The 18,650-nt window shown below is 63.3% G+C and carries 15 protein-coding genes; 8 read left to right on the top strand and 7 right to left on the bottom strand.

Annotated features, from left to right (window positions below):
- Positions 1 to 99 precede the first annotated feature (99 nt).
- Genes IPF49_19115 through IPF49_19100 form a run of 4 tightly spaced genes read left to right on the top strand, consistent with a single transcriptional unit; the run spans position 100 to position 5,158 of the window.
- Positions 100 to 3,042, top strand: a complete 2,943-nt coding sequence (locus IPF49_19115; GenBank protein MBK6289696.1) for a molybdopterin-dependent oxidoreductase — start codon at positions 100 to 102, stop codon at positions 3,040 to 3,042.
- 49 nt (positions 3,043 to 3,091) lie between these two features.
- Complete coding sequence (locus IPF49_19110) at positions 3,092 to 4,090, top strand: 4Fe-4S dicluster domain-containing protein (GenBank protein MBK6289695.1); 999 nt, start codon at positions 3,092 to 3,094, stop codon at positions 4,088 to 4,090.
- A 20-nt stretch (positions 4,091 to 4,110) separates the two neighbouring features.
- Positions 4,111 to 4,656, top strand: a complete 546-nt coding sequence (locus tag IPF49_19105; GenBank protein MBK6289694.1) for a hypothetical protein — start codon at positions 4,111 to 4,113, stop codon at positions 4,654 to 4,656.
- A gap of 13 nt (positions 4,657 to 4,669) precedes the next feature.
- A complete protein-coding gene (locus tag IPF49_19100) occupies positions 4,670 to 5,158 on the top strand; it encodes a hypothetical protein (GenBank protein MBK6289693.1) in 489 nt (162 codons plus the stop codon).
- Between the two features lie 109 nt (positions 5,159 to 5,267).
- Here IPF49_19100 and gdhA read toward each other — a convergent pair whose 3' ends face one another.
- From gdhA to IPF49_19080, 4 genes are all read right to left on the bottom strand, one after another.
- Positions 5,268 to 6,617: an NADP-specific glutamate dehydrogenase gene (gene gdhA, locus IPF49_19095; protein MBK6289692.1), complete on the bottom strand. Its 1,350-nt coding sequence runs from the start codon at positions 6,615 to 6,617 to the stop codon at positions 5,268 to 5,270.
- A 229-nt stretch (positions 6,618 to 6,846) separates the two neighbouring features.
- A complete protein-coding gene (locus tag IPF49_19090; protein ID MBK6289691.1) occupies positions 6,847 to 7,758 on the bottom strand; it encodes an alpha/beta fold hydrolase in 912 nt (303 codons plus the stop codon).
- Positions 7,755 to 9,158: a wax ester/triacylglycerol synthase family O-acyltransferase gene (locus IPF49_19085; GenBank protein ID MBK6289690.1), complete on the bottom strand. Its 1,404-nt coding sequence runs from the start codon at positions 9,156 to 9,158 to the stop codon at positions 7,755 to 7,757. Before IPF49_19085 ends, IPF49_19090 begins: the two co-directional genes overlap by 4 nt.
- The gene (locus tag IPF49_19080; GenBank protein ID MBK6289689.1) at positions 9,145 to 10,092 is read right to left on the bottom strand and encodes an alpha/beta hydrolase; all 948 of its coding nucleotides are present in this window, start codon (positions 10,090 to 10,092) and stop codon (positions 9,145 to 9,147) included. The genes IPF49_19085 and IPF49_19080 overlap by 14 nt, the downstream gene beginning before the upstream one ends.
- Positions 10,093 to 10,279: 187 nt before the next feature.
- On the opposite strand from IPF49_19080, the gene IPF49_19075 reads away from it, so the two are divergent.
- From IPF49_19075 to IPF49_19065, 3 genes are read left to right on the top strand one after another with little or no spacing between them, the layout of a single operon-like run.
- Positions 10,280 to 11,761, top strand: coding sequence for a wax ester/triacylglycerol synthase family O-acyltransferase (locus IPF49_19075; protein ID MBK6289688.1), 1,482 nt, complete (start codon positions 10,280 to 10,282; stop codon positions 11,759 to 11,761).
- 46 nt (positions 11,762 to 11,807) lie between these two features.
- Positions 11,808 to 12,146, top strand: a complete 339-nt coding sequence (locus IPF49_19070) for a hypothetical protein (protein ID MBK6289687.1) — start codon at positions 11,808 to 11,810, stop codon at positions 12,144 to 12,146.
- A 30-nt stretch (positions 12,147 to 12,176) separates the two neighbouring features.
- A complete protein-coding gene (locus tag IPF49_19065; GenBank protein MBK6289686.1) occupies positions 12,177 to 14,597 on the top strand; it encodes an arylsulfatase in 2,421 nt (806 codons plus the stop codon).
- Between the two features lie 143 nt (positions 14,598 to 14,740).
- On the opposite strand, the gene IPF49_19060 is transcribed toward IPF49_19065, so the two are convergent.
- The gene (locus IPF49_19060; protein MBK6289685.1) at positions 14,741 to 15,184 is read right to left on the bottom strand and encodes a helix-turn-helix domain-containing protein; all 444 of its coding nucleotides are present in this window, start codon (positions 15,182 to 15,184) and stop codon (positions 14,741 to 14,743) included.
- 122 nt (positions 15,185 to 15,306) lie between these two features.
- Here IPF49_19060 and IPF49_19055 point away from each other — a divergent pair, with 122 nt between their 5' ends.
- The gene (locus IPF49_19055) at positions 15,307 to 16,674 is read left to right on the top strand and encodes a phosphotransferase family protein (GenBank protein ID MBK6289684.1); all 1,368 of its coding nucleotides are present in this window, start codon (positions 15,307 to 15,309) and stop codon (positions 16,672 to 16,674) included.
- 98 nt (positions 16,675 to 16,772) lie between these two features.
- Here IPF49_19055 and IPF49_19050 read toward each other — a convergent pair whose 3' ends face one another.
- The gene (locus tag IPF49_19050; protein ID MBK6289683.1) at positions 16,773 to 17,639 is read right to left on the bottom strand and encodes an LLM class flavin-dependent oxidoreductase; all 867 of its coding nucleotides are present in this window, start codon (positions 17,637 to 17,639) and stop codon (positions 16,773 to 16,775) included.
- Positions 17,640 to 17,802: 163 nt separating this feature from the next.
- The gene (locus IPF49_19045) at positions 17,803 to 18,384 is read right to left on the bottom strand and encodes a hypothetical protein (GenBank protein MBK6289682.1); all 582 of its coding nucleotides are present in this window, start codon (positions 18,382 to 18,384) and stop codon (positions 17,803 to 17,805) included.
- Positions 18,385 to 18,650 lie beyond the last annotated feature (266 nt).

Genomic DNA, 18,650 nt, shown 5'->3' with positions numbered 1-18,650 from the left:
GCTTGCCATAATTTGTTCTGGATCAAAACCCTGCGTTCCGCGGTCGTGTTCACTTCGGGCCGGGCAGTTTGCCCGTCGATGGATGCGGAGAGCCAATACATGAGTGGTGTTTCACTGGGTCGGCGAAGATTTCTCGCGCTCGCCGCTACCGCGACGGTCGCCGGCGTCGCCGGGATTCCCCTGTTCCACTACCGATTCAAGACGCCCGCGGATGCCTTGCCCGGGCCGCGGACCCGACCCCGGCTCGGTACCTGGGAGGATCTCTACCGTCAGCGCTGGACCTGGGACAAGATCGCCAAGGGCACGCACGGCTGGGCCAACTGCCGTTCGGCGTGCGCCTGGGATCTCTACGTCAAGAACGGCGTGGTGGTGCGGGAGGAGCAGAGCGCCACCTACGAGCAGTCCGAGGCCGGAGTGCCGGATTTCAATCCCCGGGGCTGCCAGAAGGGGGCCTGCTACACGGAAGTGATGTACGGCCCCAGCCGCACCTCGGTGCCGCTGAAACGAGTCGGTCCGCGGGGCTCCGGCCAGTGGGAACCGATCGGCTGGGACCAGGCGATGCAGGAGATCGCGGAGAAGTGCATCGGCGCCGCCAGCCGCTGGGGGACCGATACGCTCTACCAGGATCTTGGTCCCAACTTCGATTTCGGACCGACCACGGCAGGGCGCTTCAAGTTCCAGTTCATGGCGGGGGGCCTGTTTGCCGACAACTGGGCCGAGATCGGCGACCTGAACATCGGCGCCACCATGAGCATGGGTTTTGCGCATGTGGGGGGCTCGTCTGACGAATGGTTTCTCTCGGACTACCTCGTGGTCTGGATGATGAATCCCTCCGTGACCCAGATTCCCGACGCTCATTTCCTGTATGAGGCGCGCTACAAGGGCACGGAGCTGGTGGTCATCGACCCGGTGTATTCCGCGACCGCGATCCATGCCGACCAGTGGCTGCCGCTCGCCGTCGGAACCGATGCGGCGCTGGGGCTGGCCGTGGCACGCCACCTGATCGAGGTGCAGGCCATCGACCTGCCCTACGTGCGTGAGCAGACCGATCTGCCGCTGCTGGCCCGTCTCGACACCGGACGGCTGTTGCGTGAGGAGGACCTGGTGGAGGGGGGGCGTGAAAGCCAGCTCTACCTGTGGCACCCGGGAAACAACGCACCGGTGCTCGCCCCGGGCTGCACCGGCAACGAGACCCGCAAGCTGAGCCTGGACTTCGAGCCCCCGATCGACGGCCAGTGGACGATTCAACTGAAGGATGGCCAGGAGGTGGTCGTGGTGCCCGTGGGTTCGATGCTCCGGGAGCACCTGGAACCCTGGACATTCGAATACACCGCCGAGGTCACGGGCCTGCACGTGGCGCAGATCCGGCGCTTCGCCGAAGGCTTCGCCAGGGCCAAGCGGCCGATGGTGCTGTCGTCCTGGGGTTCCAACCGCTATCTGCATTCCGATCTGATGAACCGCGCCAAGATTCTCTGCCTGGCGCTGAAAGGCGCGCTGGGGCGCAAGGGCGCCGGTTACCAGGCCACGGGCTGGGTGGATCTCGGCGGCTTCGGCAACGCCATGCAGATGGAGCGCAAGGGGTTGCGCGGGCGCATGGCGGTGCTGTTGGGCGCGATGCCACCCGGGGAGTTGTTCAATGCCGTGCTCGATATCGCCAGGGAGCGCAAGACGCAGAACGAGGTGGAGCGGGCGGGCGAGAGCCATTACCTGAAGAACAAGCTGTGCATGACGGACGTGGTGGAGGTGAACTTCAAGGCGGACGGATACCGCGACGCACTGAACCGGGAAGAGAAGGATCTGTTTTCGCGTCCGCTGGCTGCCTACCACGACGAGGCCAGCGAAAAGGGCTGGGCGCCGGGGCTGCCGCGCAAGGTGCCACCCAGGGTGTTCTTCAGTGGTGGCGCCAACCTGCTGCGGCGCAACAATCTGCCGCAGTACCTGAAGGCCCTGATCTGGGACGATATGGAACTGATCGTCGACATCAACCCCAAGTTCTCGTACACCGGCACCCAGTCGGACTATATCCTGCCCGCCGCCGGCTGGTACGAAAAAACGGGCATCAAGTACACCGTGGCCCACGTGCCCTATGTTCATTACTGTGATGCCGCGGTGCCACCGTTGGGCGAATCGAAGGACGAATACGAGATCTACTGGCTGTTGTCGCGCGAGATCGAGCGCCAGGCGAAGACCATGGATCTGCCCGTATTCGATGGCTGCGGGCGTGGCAGCATCGACTGGAAAACCCTGCACCAGCGCTACAGCAACCACGGCGCGCTGGGGCAGAAGGATGCCGAGGTGCTGTGCGCGGAAATCCTGCGCAGCGAGGCCACCGAGGGGGTGACCGTGGCGGACCTGAAGCGGACCGGGATCGCGAAATTCACCGGCACCGGCAGCAGCATCCAGGCGAGCGCGCTGCACAATCCGGATTGGAAAGGCGCAGGCGTGCTGAACACGCTCACGCGATTCACCGAGTACAAGGAACCTTGGCCCACCTACTCCGGTCGCATCACCTCGTTCATCGACCACCCGTGGTTCATCGAGATGCGCGAACAGTTCGCGACCCACAAGGACAGCCCCCGGGCAGGGGGTGACTACCCGTTCCAGTTCGTCAGCTGCCATGCACGCTGGTCGATCCACTCCACCTGGCGCGACACGCCGATGATGCTGCGCCTGCAGCGGGGCGAGCCCCAGGTCTGGTTGAACCCGGAAGAGGCGCGCAAGCTGGGACTGGAGGATTACAGCTACGCGGAACTCTACAACGACTACGGCTCGGTGCGCATGCGCATCAAGTATTCCACCACCGTGCGCCCCGGCGTGGCCTATTACCACCATGCCTGGGAGCCGCACCAGTTCCCCAATCACGAGTCCTACAAGTGGCTGATCCCGGGTCTGGTCAACGCGCTGCACCTGGCCGGAGGCTATGGTCAGATCGAGCACATGATGAACCGCTACCAACCCGGCAGCGCGGTGCAGGATACCCGCCTGGGCATTCGCCCCTGGACCGGTCAGTCCACCGGCGCCAAGCCAGTGGTCAAGGCCTGAGAGAGCAACGATGAAATACGCTATCCCGAAGTCCGAACGTCAGGTTGCGATGGTGCTGGACCTGAACAAATGCCTTGGCTGTCACACCTGTAGTGTCGCCTGCAAGAAAATGTGGAACACCGACGAGGGCACCGACTACGCCTACTGGAACAACGTGGAGACCATGCCCGGCAAGGGTTATCCGGCCCGGGTCCACGATCCCGACACGGCGGGGCGCAATCTGGCCGGCGAGACCAAGCGGGGCCAGTTGCCCGGTCTTGATACGGGTTATGGCCGCGCCTGGAAATTCAATCACAAGGACGTCCTGGCTTCCACCGGCCGTGAGACCAAGGAGTGGCTCCGGCCCACGGAAGAAGTGAAGTGGGGTCCCAACTTCGACGAGGACCAGGGCGAGGGGGTCTACCCGGCGGACAACCATTATTTCTACCTGCCGCGGCTGTGCAATCACTGTACCCATCCTGCTTGCCTGGATGCATGCCCTCGATCGGCAATCCACAAACGCCAGGAGGACGGCATCGTCCTGGTCGATCAGGACAAGTGCCATGGTTATCGCTTCTGCGTGGAGGCCTGCCCCTACAAGAAGATCTATTACGACCATGTGCGGCAGGTGTCCTCCAAGTGCATCTTCTGCCTGCCACGGGTCGAGGAGGGCGTGGCGCCCGCCTGTGCCCGTCAGTGTCCCGGACGACTGCGCTTCGTCGGCTATCGCGACGACCAGGAGGGTCCGATCTGGAAGCTGGTGGAAAAGTGGCAGGTCGCGATTCCGCTGCATCCGGAATACGGGCTGGGCCCGAACGTCTTCTACGTGCCGCCGATGAGTCCGCCGAAGCTCGACGAGCAGGGCCGGGAAACCACGGAGCCACGGATACCGCTGGCTTACCTGGAATCCCTGTTCGGTCCGGCGGTACAGCCGGCGCTGGACGTGCTGCTCGCCGAGCGGGCAAAAACGAAGCGCGGGGAAACCAGTGAATTGATGGACCTGCTGATTGCCTACAACTGGCACGACAACTTCAAGCTTGCTCCCGGACTCCGGGAAGTGCTGGCATAGCAGGAACGGGAAGACCAAGCATGAACAAGACTGTGAGCCTGATCCCCGCACCTACCGGCATCCAACCCGGAGGGTATATACCTGCCGCCTTTGCCGATCGCAGCGCGGCGCTGACGCCGAGCGCCGAAGTCACCGTGGAGCCGCTCGCAACGGGGTGGCGGATCACCCTCGCCTGGGACTGCCCCGAGCCGGTGAACACCTGCGCCAACGAGACCGACCGCTTCGTCGATGCCTGCGCGGTATTGGCGCCGCTGGTTGCCGACGCGCCGTGGATCTCCATGGGAACGCCGGAGCAGCCCGTGGAAGGTCTGCTGTGGCGCCCGGACCGGAACGAACCCTGGAGAATCCATGCCGAAGGGCTGGGCACGGTGCGACGTGAAGCGCCATCCGCCGGCACGACGGCAAGCGGCAACTGGCTGGATGGCCGTTGGCGGGTGGTGTTCGAAATTCCCGCATGGCCGGCCCTCGCGGGGAATCGCCAGCTCGCGGTGGCCGTGTGGCGCGGCACCGCCCAGGAGCGCGCCGGGCTGAAGTCCATCAGCGCCGGCTGGCTGGCCCTCGATTGAGTCCGGCAACGTCATGAGCGAGGATCGGCTCGACCCGTTGGCGCTACGCATGCTGGCATGGGCCTGCCTGTGGAGCCCGCTGGCCGATGATGCCGAGCACCAGGAGGCGTGGGAGCTGCTGGCCTTGCCCGGGGTGTTCGCCGATGTGCGGCTGGATTACTGGAACAGCTTTCATGCCGGCTCACCGCAGCCGCCGATATCCCTGCTGTTCCACGCCCTGCTACGACGCGAAGGCAGTTCCGCACGCGAGGACCTGATGCGGGCTGCCGACTATCTTGACCTGGAGAGCGGCGACAAGCGTTTGCCGCCGGATCACCTGGGTCCTGCCTGCGAGGTCTTCGGGTTGGCCATCGAGCGGCAGGAAGCGGCGCTCGTCCACGGTCTGCGGGAACGCTACCTGCGACCCTGGGCGCAACAGGCCCGTGCCATGCTCGGTGAACATCCCGCACTGCTCGCCCTGGTGGATCGGCTGGCGGCGGATATCGAAAGCGCGCCGGCCTGAACCGCGGTGGTTCGGTCTACCCTGCCCGGATGCCTGATATCGGCGATGCATCGCGCCGGATTGGCAACTGGCTGCGCCCGGCGCTCCTGCACTGGTGCTGGCGCCGGGTTCAAATCAGCCCAAGGGCTACCATGGCCGTGGCGACCTTGATAAAGCCGGCGATATTGGCGCCATTGACGTAGTTGCCCGGGGTACCGAATTCTTCCGCCGTGTCATAGCATTGCTGGTGAATCCCCTTCATGATCACGGCCAGTTTCTTCTCGGTATATTCAAAATCCCACACGTCACGGCTGGCATTTTGCTGCATTTCCAGCGCCGAGGTCGCCACGCCGCCGGCATTGGCGGCTTTGCCTGGGCCATAGGCAATACCTGCCTTGATGAAGTTGCGCACACCTTCCGGTGTGACTGGCATGTTTGCTCCTTCGGCAACGGCAATACAGCCATTCTTGACCAGCCTGGTCGCATCCTTGCCATTCAGCTCGTTCTGCGTGGCGCACGGCAGTGCCACTTCACAGGGGATCTCCCACAGGTTGCCCTTGGCAACGTAGCGCGCGTGCTTGTGATGACAAACGTACTCTTCGATCCGCCGCCGCTCGACTTCCTTGAGCTGCTTGATCAACTCCAGGTCGAGGCCTTTGCTGTCGTGGATATAACCACCCGAATCGGAGCACGCAACCACCTTGCCACCCAGCTCCTGCAGCTTTTCGATCGCATAGATCGCCACGTTGCCGGCGCCGGACACGACGCAGGTTTTACCCGCCAGCGTGTCTTGTCGTACCTTGAGCATTTCGTCCATGAACAGGACTGCGCCATAGCCCGTGGCTTCCTTGCGCGCCTGGGAGCCACCCCAGTCCAGGCCCTTGCCCGTCAGCACGCCTGACTCGTAGCGGTTGGTGATGCGCTTGTACTGGCCAAACAGATAACCGATCTCGCGCGTGCCGACACCGATGTCTCCGGCTGGCACGTCGGTGTATTCGCCCAGATGCCGGTACAGCTCGGTCATGAAGCTCTGACAAAAGCGCATGATCTCCGAGTCTGATTTACCCTTGGGATCGAAATCCGAGCCGCCCTTGCCACCGCCGATCGGCATGCCGGTCAGCGCATTCTTGAAGAGTTGTTCGAAGCCGAGGAACTTGATGATTCCCAGGTAAACCGAGGGATGGAAGCGCAATCCGCCCTTGTAGGGCCCCAATGCGCTGTTGACCTCGACCCGGAAGCCGCGGTTGATCTGCACCTCGCCGCGGTCGTCCTGCCACGGCACGCGGAAAATGATCTGGCGCTCCGGTTCGCAGATGCGCTCGATGATCTTGTGCTCGCCGAATTCAGGATACTTCACCAGCACCGGGCCGAGCGATTCCAGCACCTCGCGGACCGCTTGATGGAATTCCACTTCGCCGGGATTGCGCCGGATCACTTCCTGGAAAATCGGTTCGAGTTTTTCGTCGAGGGGATGCGTCATACAGGTGGATGTCCTGAAGGTTGATGGGTTCGGGTATTGAGGCTTGCGCTGTCGTCGGGCCGGATCCGACGCCGCTGGCCCGGTCGGTAAGCTCGGCCATGCGGCAAGGCCACGTGGTTGGCCGGTTGCGCGGCACTGTAGCATCCGGAGCAGGAGCGGAACAGCGGGAGCCCAAGCCGAATAAAGAACCGACGATATATTTTATCCGCGCCCCCGGCTTTGACTTCAATCAAGGCCGGGACAGCGAAGCGATGGGACTTGCGTGCATATTACCAGCCACTTGACGACGGCGAACCCGAGCCCGCGCCTTTGAGCGCTGCCGGCGGATCGAATCGAGAAAGCGTGCCACCTCTTCGGGCCAGCGCCGGATTGCCGCATCATTCTCGGCAACGACCAGCGTGGCATCGGGCAGCAGGCTGGCCAGCCTTTGCGCCACCCCGATCGGGTGGGCGGTATCGTTCTGCCACGCGAGGATCAGTGTCGGCATGTCGAGCCGTACCAACCCGTCGGGTGATGGCAGGTCAGACAAAGCGGCTCCGTTGAACGCGGCCTCGACATTGCGCGGATCCCGCGTTGCGAGTTCGCGCACCACCGCGCGCGCCATTGCCCGCAGCGGGGTGCCGGGCGTGGCCTTGCCGAGCATGCTCGCGGCCAGGCGGAACGGCAGCCTGCCGGTAAAACGCACCACTCGCGCCATGATCCGGTATGCCCGGGCCTGGCGTGGCCGCAGTTCCCATGCGGTCGGCGGAATGACCAGCACCAGACCCAGTACCCGCTCGGGATGCAGCATCGCGGCATGCAGCGCCGTGGCGCATCCCATCGAGGCACCTCCGAGCACGGCGGTGTTCGCGCCACAGTCCTCGGCCACCCGCCACATGTCGCGGGCCAGCGACTCCCAGCGGCAAGCCTGCGGATCGTGCTCGGCGCAGGACTCGCCGTGCGCTCGCGCGTCGTAGCGAATCAGCTGCACGGTGGTTGCGAGCCCCGGCCAGTCAAATATGGTGCTGGCTTCATCTGCCTGCATGCTGCACTGCAGCGCGTGCCCCCAGACGAAGGGCAAGCCGCGCTTGCCGGTGATCGCCACCGCCAGCTTGCGGTTGCGGCGTTTGTCGATCACCGTCCACGTGTGGGTCGTGCTCATGCGCCGTGCCGCTCGGCCAACTGCAGCAGCACGTTGTGCTGCATGACAAGCCCCTGCGCCAGGTCGTGCAGGTCAGGCACCGCCTTGCGGCAGGCCACGAGCCCAAAACTCAGTTGATCCCGAAAGCTCCAGACGGTGATATTGAGCGCGACCCCCTCGAGCAGGGGGCCTCCGGAGTAGAGTTCCTCGACCTCGAAATCCATCATCGGCTCGCCGTAACGCGGTCCCGGTACGTTCGACACGATCAGGTTCATGGTGCGCGCGCCGCGTTCCGCGATACGGAAATGCACCTTGAGACGTTGCGCCAGCGTGTAGAGCAGCGGCGGAACATAGCTCGCCCAACTGTGAAAGGTGTTGCGTCCCAGCAGTTCGAGCAGTTCCTTGCTTGCGCTCATGGCCTCACGCGTAGCCGCATAGCGCTGCAATGGATCTGCGAGATCGGTGCGCAGGTAAACCATGATCCCCGAAGCCCTGTTGCCGAACGTCCGCCGGGCGCCATCATCCTCGATCCCGGCTGCCGGTATCGATGCCACGAGCGGTTTTGCGGGCAGCTGCTGCCGGGCAAGCAGGTAGTCGCGCAGCGCCCCTGCCACCACTGCAAGCACCGCATCGTTGACGGTTCCGCCCAGGCCCGCCTTGATGGCCTTGAAGTCGGCCAGGGCAAAGTGCACGCTCGCGAAATCGCGCTGCCCACACAGGGATCGGTTGAAGGGCGTGACGGGAGCGTCGGATGGGAGCGTAATATCGAGCGGTCCGGTGCGAATGCGCAGGTAGACCCGGTGCAGGCTTTGCAGTGTCTTGCCGATCAGCCCGGGCAGGCGCCTTATATCGCCCAACTGATCGCGCAGCGCATCGGCGATGAGCCGACCCATCGAGGGAACCGACTCGGGCTGCCACTGCTTTACCGGAGCATCCGGCAGCTCGCGCCGCGCGGAACCCAGGATCCGTTCAAGCTGGTTGACCGAGGCCTGTCCGTCGGCAATGGCATGATGTACTTTTGCGACGTAGGCGACACGGCCGTTTGCCAGCCCCTCGATCATCCACAGATCCCACAGGGGCCGCGAGCGATCGAGTGGATACGAGGAAATCTGCGCGATCACCTCGTCGAGCTCGCTGGCGCCGCCGGGTGCCGGCGCGGCGAGACGGTGCACATGGAGATCGATGTCGAATTCCGGATCCTCGATGGCCACCGGATGATGCAAACCGAACGGAACCCCGACGATGCGGCGTCTGAAGCCCGGCATATTGTCAAGGCTGGCGCTGATCGCCTGCTTGATTTCGCTGAATGTCGGAACCCGTTCCCCCGTTGGCCTGCCCACCAGGATCTTCAGCGTGTGCATCGGCGTGGTCTGCGTTTCCTGGTAGAGGAAATACGCATCCTGGCCGCTAAGCCGCAACATGGATGCCCGGGCTGCGCGCTGAAGACCGCTTACTTCTGCCGGCTACCTTGTTGCCGCCTTCCATTCGCGAACTCACGTTCAGGCAGGCCGCAACGAGGGCGGCCGAATACTCCGGCAAGCGCGCCGAGACGTGGCCACCGTTGAATTCGTGCACCTGCGCCGCGACGGCCCGGGCCATCCGACGCTGCTCCGCCTGTGGAAACAGCCGGTCGCGCAGCGTGACCAGCACGGTCGTCGGCACCGTGATCTCGCCGAGCCACTCGATGCTGCGAAACAGCGTGATCGCGCGCGTCGCACCGCCGATCGCCCTGGGGTGGTGACCGCTCATTTCACCGGCGGCCACGCGGAGCGCACCGCGCTCGCTCCGCACTCCCGGGTTCAAGCGACGCAACAGCGACACCGGCACGCGCAACAGGCAGACCTGCAGATGTATCAGGCGCAGGGTCGCCTCCATGAACACGGGGGAGAGCAGTTTCGAGACCCGGCCATACTCTCGCGAGCCCCAGTCCACGCCCGAGAGAACCATGCCCCCGATCAGGGCGCCATGGCGCCGCGCCACGAGCTGGGCCACCATGCCGCCCATCGAGTAGCCGACGACGATCACCTGCTTCAACCCCAGTATCGCAATCAGCGCGGCGACATCGTCCGCGCAGTGTTCGAGCGTGAAGTTCCGCCGCTCGAAGGCATCGCCACCATGACCGCACAGATCGGGCGCAATGACCCGGAAATGCTGTCCAAGCGGTGCGTAAGCGTGCATCCAGTTGAGCCCCGACGTCGCCAGGAAGCCGTGCAGCAGCACGACGGCCGGCGCACCCGGCGGACCACTGGTTTCCCGGTAAGACACCGATCCCCCGGGCAGTCTGGTCGTGGTCAGCGGCGGCAGCTCCAGGATGGCTGCGGCCGAACTGTCGGAACGATCCGGATCAGGATTCATGGCGGGACCCTTTGCCACGGTTCGGGCGTATCGATGCTGGATACATTGCTCCAATTTACTGATGTCGGGCACCGGAGTTCAATGGCAGACATGGCCGGCACTTCGTTTTGCTGATCGAGGTCAAGCCGGTACGATGCAGCGGGCTGCGAGAATGCGCTCCGATGGCTCCATCAGATGACAGGTATCCATGATGTTGCAACTAGCCGAGTCCGCAAACCTCTTTGTCAGCACCGAGAGCGACAACTCGTACCAGCACACCGCAGGTCTGGTGATCCTGAATGCGGACGAATCCCCCGATTTCTGTTTCGAGAAGCTCAAGTCGTTCATCGGCGCGCGTCTGGGGCAGATCCCCCAGTTTCGCTGGAAGCTCGAGGAAGCTCCTTTTGGGCTGGACCTGCCGTATTGGGTCGAGGACGAGAAATTCAGCTTCGAGCGACACATTCACCGGATCGCGGTGCCCGCACCCGGCGATATGAAGGCCCTCACCGAACTCGCGGCCTTCCTGTACAGCCATCGCCTCGATCGCTCGCGGCCACTGTGGGAGATCTGGTTCATCGAGGGATTGCAGGACGGGCGTTTCGGCCTGCTGCAGAAGCTGCACCATTGCATGATGGACGGGCAGGGCGCGCAGAAGATCGGCGAGGCGCTGTGTGATTTCGCGCCGGACCCGCCGCCGCGCGCGGTGCCGCTCGAGTTGTCGCAGGCACGGACCGGCGGTGCGCCGGGTGAACTCGAGCTCTATGCGCGCACGGTGGGCAATCTGGCGCAGCTTCCGCTGCGCAGCGGACGGCATGTGTGGTCGATGCTGCGTCCGGAGAGCTCGCGGCGCTCCGGTTCGGACTCGCCAGGGAGGCCCCGGCAAAAAGCGCTGCCGCTACCCTGCAACGGGGCGGTCGGCACGCAGCGTGGGTTTGTTTGCCGCTCGCTGGCGCTTGGCGGCGTAAAGCGGGTAAAGAATCATTTCGAGGTGTCGATCAACGATGTGGTGCTGGCGCTCATCACGACAACGATGCGCAACTACCTGCTGCAGCACGACGCGCTGCCGGAGCAGCCGGTTCGGGTGAACATGGCGGTGTCGCTGCGCAAGGAGAGCGATTCGGCGGCGAGCAACGCGCTGACCACGGCCAATATCGGCCTGCCTGCCCAATGCGCCGATCCGGTCGCGCGATTGCGCGCAATCAACGACGAGACCGATGCGGCGAAACGCACGGCGCGCAGCGGGAAATCCTCGGTGTTCGAACTGATCAACTCATTGCCGCCGATCGCGGTGGGGTTGATCACCCGTGCGCTGACACCGGAAATGGTGCGTTCCGGCATGAACTGCAACTTCCTGGTCTCCAACGTGAAGGGCAGCACCAGGCCGATGTATCTCGCCGGCGCGCGGATCGAGGCGATGTATCCGATCTCGCTGCTCGTCAACGGCGTGGGCCTCAACTTCACCTGCGTCAGCTACGTGGACAAGATCGATTTCGGCATCACCTGCGACCCGGAACTGGTACCCGATGCATGGGCGATCGCGGAGGGCCTGGACGAGGCGTTGCGCGAGTATCTGCAACTGGCTGGAAATGCGGCCGGACGACGCACCGGCACCAGGTCGCGGGCCAGGCCGGTGCGCACCACCGCGAAAGCGGGGACAACGGCAAAACGCGCGAAAGCCGGGAAATCCTGAGTATCGGGTAGCCGCAATGCACCGTGCGGGGTTTGGCGGCGCTTCGTTGGATACCGGCATCACCCCGTCGCGCGAAGAACAGCGTGCGCAGGCCCCTGCACCCAGGTGGCAGTCGATTTCCGAAAAATTGCGGCGAGGCATGATCGCCAGCGATATGGTTGATCCGGAAGCAGAAGGAGAGCGGATCGACATCGGCCGATTTGGCCACTATCATCCCGACACCTCATTGATCCAGGTCGTTGCCGAAGGTGGCTTGCTCATCGCGCTCAACGTCAGAGGGGCGACCAAGGCGCAAATTCTCGACCTGGCGAACAGGGCGCTGGCACGCCTTGACCGAGTTGATCCTGACTGTCCGCAAGGGTGGATGGAAAGTTATTCAATGTGAAGCCGTTTTGAACCAGGAAAGGAGAACTCCATGAACAACAACAACAGTTACGGTGGAGAGTGGGCTGCGGCGAGCGACACGGCGAAGCGCAAGCCTGGAATACGTCTTGCTGCGCTTGTCGGCGCATTGCTTCTTGCAGCGGGCGGTTTGCCCGCCCCGGCGCATGCGGCACCCGAGGCAGAACCCGACCGGACGGTACTGCCCATCCAGGAGCCGAAGCGGCCGCTGTACAAGGAGCTCGACGCGCGGCAAGTGACGCCTCCGCCGCGCTTCGAGGTGAAGGCGCCCAAGGGCGCGCCCAACGTCGTCATCGTGCTGATAGACGACCTGGGCTTCGGTGTGCCGAGCACCTTCGGCGGCCCGGTTCCCATGCCGACACTCGACGGCCTGGCCCAGAACGGCCTGCGCTACAACAACTTCCACACGACTGCGCTGTGCTCGCCGACCAGAGCCGCACTCAAGTCGGGGCGCAACCATCACACGGTGAACATGGGTTTCATCACCGAAATGGCGACGTCGATGCCCGGCGAAACCGGGCAGATCCCGAACGCGACCGCCCCGCTGGCCGAGATGCTGCGCCTCAACGGTTACAGCACGGCGGCCTTCGGCAAGTGGCATGAAACGGCATCCTGGGAGGCCAGCATCTCCGGCCCCTTCGATCGCTGGCCGACGCGGCAGGGTTTCGACAAGTTCTACGGCTTCATCGGCGGCGAGACCAACCAGTGGGCTCCGTACATTTTCGATGGTACCCATCAGGTCGAACTGCCGAGTGATCCGAACTACCATTTCACGACCGACATGGCCAACCAGGCGGTGGCCTGGATCAAGTACCAGAAGGCCTTGACACCCGACAAGCCATCCTTCGTCTACTTCGCCCCCGGCGCCACGCACGCGCCGCACCACGTCCCGAAGGAGTGGATCGCCAAGTGGAAGGGCAAGTTCGACCAGGGCTGGGACAAGCTGCGCGAGGAAAGCCTGGCGCGGCAGATCGAGATGGGCATCGTGCCGCCGGGGACCAGGCTGGCGCCAAAGCCCGCGGCGATCAAGGACTGGGACACGCTTTCCGCCGACGAGAAGCGGCTGTTTGCGCACCAGGCCGAGGTTTTCGCCGCCTTCGCCGATCATACCGACCACGAGATCGGCCGCATGCTGCAGGCCTTCGAGGATGTCGGCCAGGCCGACAACACCCTCGTCTTCTACATCGCCGGCGACAACGGCACCAGCGGCGAGGGCGGCCAGAACGGCATGTTCAACGAGTACACCTACTTCAACGGGGTACCCGAAAAAGTTGAGGACATGTTGAAGCTCATCGACAAGTGGGGCAGCCCCGAGACCTACCCCCACATGGCGGCCGGCTGGGCGGTGGGCTTCGATGCCCCGTTCGGCTGGATGAAGCAGGTGCCCTCGGACTTCGGCGGCACGCGCAACGGAATGGTGGTGAGCTGGCCGCAGGGCATCAAGGCGAAGAGCGGGATCCGCAGCCAGTTCGGGCATGTCATCGATGTCGCGCCGACCATCCTTCAGGTGATCGGCCTGCCCGAGCCGAAGACGGTGAATGGCACGCCGCAGATCCCGATGGAAGGCACGAGTCTCGCCTATACCTTCGATGACGCCAAGGCCAGTGAGCGCCACACTACCCAGTACTTCGAGATAGCCGGCAACCGCGCCATCTATGACCACGGCTGGTTTGCGCGCACCATCCATCGCGCGCCATGGGAAGCCAAGGGGCGCAATCCGCTGGACAAGGATGCCTGGGAACTGTACGACGTGCGCGCCGACTTCAGCCTGACCAACGACCTCGCCGCCAGGGACCCGAAGAAGCTGGCCGAGTTGCAGGCCGTCTTCATGACGGAAGCCGAAAAGTACCACGTGCTACCCATCGACGACCGCGTGTTCGAGCGGCTCGATGCCAAGCTGGTCGGCCGCCCGGACCTGATGGCGGGGCGCACCTCGCTGACCCTGGCCGAAGGCATGACCGGCATGATGGAGGCGGTCTTCATCAACGTGAAGAACAGGTCCAAGACGATCACGGCGGAGATCGAGGTACCGGCAGGCGGCGGGAACGGCACCATCCTCGCGCAGGGCGGGCGTTTTGGTGGCTGGTCGCTGTACGTCAAGAACGGCGTGCCGGCGTACGACTACAACTTCCTCGGTCTGGAGCACGTTTCGATCGCCGCTGCGAAGCCGCTTGCGCCCGGCAAGGCGACGCTGCGCTACGATTTCAGCTATGACGGAGGCGGCCCCGGCAAGGGCGGCCTGGGCGTGCTGTATGTGAACGGCGAGAAGGTTGCCGAGGGCCGACTCGCGCATACACAGGCCGGCCTCTTCTCCGCGGACGAGACCGCCGATGTGGGCATCGATCTCGGCACGCCGGTCGTCGAGGCAATCGGCTCGGAGCAGAAATCACGCTTCAACGGCCGCATTCCGAAAGTGACCGTCGAGGTGAAATAAGCTTCGGGAAGGCGACGCGCCCGCGCCGGGCAGTGGGCCGGCCGGTGCGCGCGTCGTCGTCATCCGGAACGGACGGGCATCAAGATCGAACAGCCCGTACCTGCGCTGGCGGCATTCTTCGGTCAGCACACCAATGCACCACATCACCTTGCGCCAGGCTTTGAGGCAGTTTTTTTCAGCAAGCGGCGAATTGTCTCGCGGCTGATCGGGCCTATGTCCGGCTGCTCGCGCGCCGCCTGTTCCAGCAATTCAAGTGTCCAGCGTTTGGCGCCTGCTGGCGGTTGCGAGCAGGCGAGAGCGGCAATTTTCGCCTCGACATCGGTCGCATATCGCCGCGGTTTGCCGGGGCGTGCAACATCGCGCAGCGCAAAATCAGTCCCCCCTGCCAGATACGCGCGGCGTGTGCGCCAGATCACGGATCGTCCGACACCCAAAACCGCCATGATCTGGGTTTCGGGGATCCCGCGATCAAGGGCGCACAGGATGTGTGCCCGGTTGACTTCGCGGGCACGGTGCAACCCGCTCGCACGATATAGTTCGAGCACCTCACGATCCTCAACGCTAAGATGCAGTTCGGTCTGTCGCATGGCGGCTTCTCGTCATCGTGGGGAAGACACGCAACAGTATAATATATGTGCCGTTATTTATGGGTTGCAACGCCAGGGCTTGCTATACTCATCGACCAATTGAACGACCGGAGGAGTTCGTCATGGGCAGCGGGGAAAACGAAAAGACTGAAACGGCAAAGCAAAGCGAACTCGCCCCCGAATGGCGTCGCGCCTTCGCCTTCATCGAAAAATCCGTCGGCGGACGCATTGTGCGCCACCACCGCTACCCACGCTGGCGCCCCGCCTTTGACGTCGATGTCGAACGCGACGGCGAGATCATCCCCGTTCATTTCCGGGGGGAGCGACCGCAAGTCGGGATCTACCCCATCGAGCATGAATGTCGCGCGTTCCAGGTCTGCGAAAAGGAAGGTGTGCTCGTCCCGCATGTGTATGCCTATTGCGACGACCCGGCGGGCATCGTGATGGAACGGTCACCGGGGCGACCGAATCTGGGAACCGCGGAGAGCGAGCTCGAACGCACCGCCGTGCTCGACGAATTTTTGCAGAATCTGGTCAGGATGCACGCGATTGATCCCGCGGTCCTGGAGGCGGAAGGATTTGAACGCCCGACCCGATCCGACGCACTCGCCTGGGGGGACTTCCCGCGCTGGCAGGCCGATTATGAACGTTCGAAGTCGGGCCCGGACCCGACAATCGCCTTCACGATCGAATGGCTGAAGCGGAACCAGCCGCGGCGCGAAGAGATCAGCTTCGTCCAGGGTGATGCGGGCCAGTTCATCTTTGATAAAGGACATTTGACCGCTGTGCTCGACCTTGAGCTCGCGCATCTGGGCGATCCGGCCAGCGATCTGGGCGCCCTCTTTGTACGCGATCTTTCCGAGCCGCTCGGGCCCCTGCCGCACGCTGTGCGACGGTATGCGGAGCTTTCGGGTCGCGAGATGGACCCGCATGTCGTGAATTGGCATGCCGTGCGTGTCGGTATCTGCGTACCGATGTCGACGGCAAGCACCTTGTACAAACCCAATCCGGACGAGCCCGTCCAGTACATCGCCTGGTACCACGTCTATGCACGTATGGCGATCGAAGTGATGGCGCTCGAAGTGGGTGTGGAGCTGGAAGAGCCGCCTGTGCCAGAGCCCGTTTCCGGGCGTCAGGCCCCGGCGTTTGGTGCGCTCGAGAAGCTTCTTTGCGTTGCGAAGGGAGCGGACAACTACGCGGACTATCAGGTCGCGACCGCTGCGCGTGTTGCCGAATACCTGCGTCGCTCGGAGTGTTACGGACCGGCCCTCGAATCAGATGATCTCGACGAGGCGACAGCCCTGCTCGGCTCCCGACCGCCGGACTGGCGCGCGGCGGACGCTGCGCTCGAGCACTTTGTGTCGGAGGCGCCTGCTGAGCAAGAGGGCGAGATCCTGCAGTATCTCTACCGCCGTCATCAGCGACAGCTTTTGATTCTCCAGCCGATCCTCAAAGAGTTTCAGGGATCGCGGGTGCAGAAGCTCCGCTAAGGGTCCGCTCGTGAATAACCTCGCTGTCCGCGAGTGTCAAAGGGACATTTACCGTGCTGCAGTAGCGTTCTGCCTCATGCCAACAAAACGGCCAGGAGCTAACCGACAAGATCGGCAATGCGCAACACCTGATCAACAGCGTCACTGGTAGGGATCAAATGCACTTCATCAGCGCCCAGATCCTCGAGTTGTGTCAGCACGGTTTTCAGTTCCGCCAAACTGCCGGCAAAGCCCGAAGTCGGTAATATCGCCTCAAGCGCAGCGGGTTCGATCCAGTTGAAATAGTGGCGCAGGTGGCGCTGCATCTGCGCGCGACCACCATCCTCGAGTGCGAACCAGAATGCGGTGCTCAACTTTGGCGCCGGTCGGCCAGCCTCACTCCACGCGGCCCGCACCTGTTTGAATGACTCAGCCACATCCTTCATGTTCAGGTCGAAGCTGAATCCCGACAGGCCGTCGGCCCATTGCGCTGCCGCTCGAATTGCCTTGGGCCCCTGAGCGCCTGCCAATAGCTCCGGACCACCTCGACGATACGGTGCCGGGCCGACCGGTTTCAACGCGTCCACCACCTGTTCGCCAGCCCACACGCGTTTCATGATTGCCACGCGCGCCGCGAGATCGGCATGGTTACGCGTTGCCGGATCTACGCCGGCGGCTACATAGTCTTCAGTACGTCCACCGATTCCCAGGCCAACCGTGAGCCGCCCGCGGCTCAGCATGTCACCGGTCGCCAGACATTTTGCCAGCATCACGGGGTTGTGAAGCTGTGCGACGATAACCGTAGTCTGCAGCTGTACGCGTTCTGTCCATGCCGCGCAAGCGCCGAGCAGCGTCATGATCTCCGGGTTGTCAAACGCCATCCGCTCTCCAAAGCACAGCGAGCTGAACGGGCCTTTGTCCACGGCACGCGCCCATGTCTCCAGCACGATGCCATTCACATGGGGCTCCATCAGCGGCAGAGTCATACCTATCTGCATAACTACGCTCCTATGCCAACGATTTACTGGCGCTAGCCAGAGAGACAAGCAGGAATTTATTCAAAGTCCCCCACCGGGGATCCGTGAACCCCTCGCCCGTAGGCGGGGTTGTTCACGTGTTGCTGATCCATTGATCGTCTCGCTCACGGCCTCAGTGCCGGGACCGATAAGCGATACGATCACTGAAAAAGCTGCCGATCCACAATTCGTCCCCCACCGGAAGCACCATCGTGGCATTGCTGAATACGGGATTGGCAGGACCATCGGCAATCTGCCTGACTTCCATCGTTTTCGGATTGACCGCCGCCACGATGAAAGGTCTTGGGCAATTCGCAAATGCCTCAAACGAAAAATCCGCATCGCCACCGATTTTTGCACATGCCGGATAATCGAGAATCATGCCTGCGGTGAGCAGTTGTCCGTCGGATCCCATATGAAGATTATCGGGTCCGAACGCCAGCGGTTCCGTGTTTCGCAGCAGCCGCGCGGGACGGGTGTTCGAGTAGGCGACGACGCTGGAACCGCTCACGATATAAAATTCCTGTTCATTCGCAGACAGCTCGATACCGTTGGGGAAGTGCGCATCGGGACCTTCGATCTTCGTGAATCCGCGGTCTCCGGGTGACCATTGGTACACCGCACCGGGCAAATTTTCTTTCATCGCTTCAGCGATCGTTTTCCCCGGGGGCAGTGGAATCGTCGCCAGCAGCGTGCCGTTGGCGAGCGCGGCCACGCTGTTGGCTGCCAGACCCTCGGGCATCATCACGCAACCGGTCCACGTCACGACAGGCCGCGTGCCGCTGGCATCCACGGAAAAAACCTCGATGGCCTCGCGACCGCCGTGGCCGACAACGTATAGCGTCGAACGTCCCGCGTCGCCGGCTCGTATATACAATCCATGCGTCACCAGCTTTGCGGGGTCCGGTGCGCCGGGGCATGCGCCATAGCGCTCCCTATCCTGTAATGCGTGAGCCTGCTCGCCCGGGTAGAGAATACTCC

The sequence above is a fragment of the Gammaproteobacteria bacterium genome, assembly GCA_016705365.1.
Taxonomy (GTDB): Bacteria; Pseudomonadota; Gammaproteobacteria; order Pseudomonadales; family UBA5518; genus UBA5518.
This window is presented reverse-complemented; position numbering and strand designations above follow the sequence as displayed.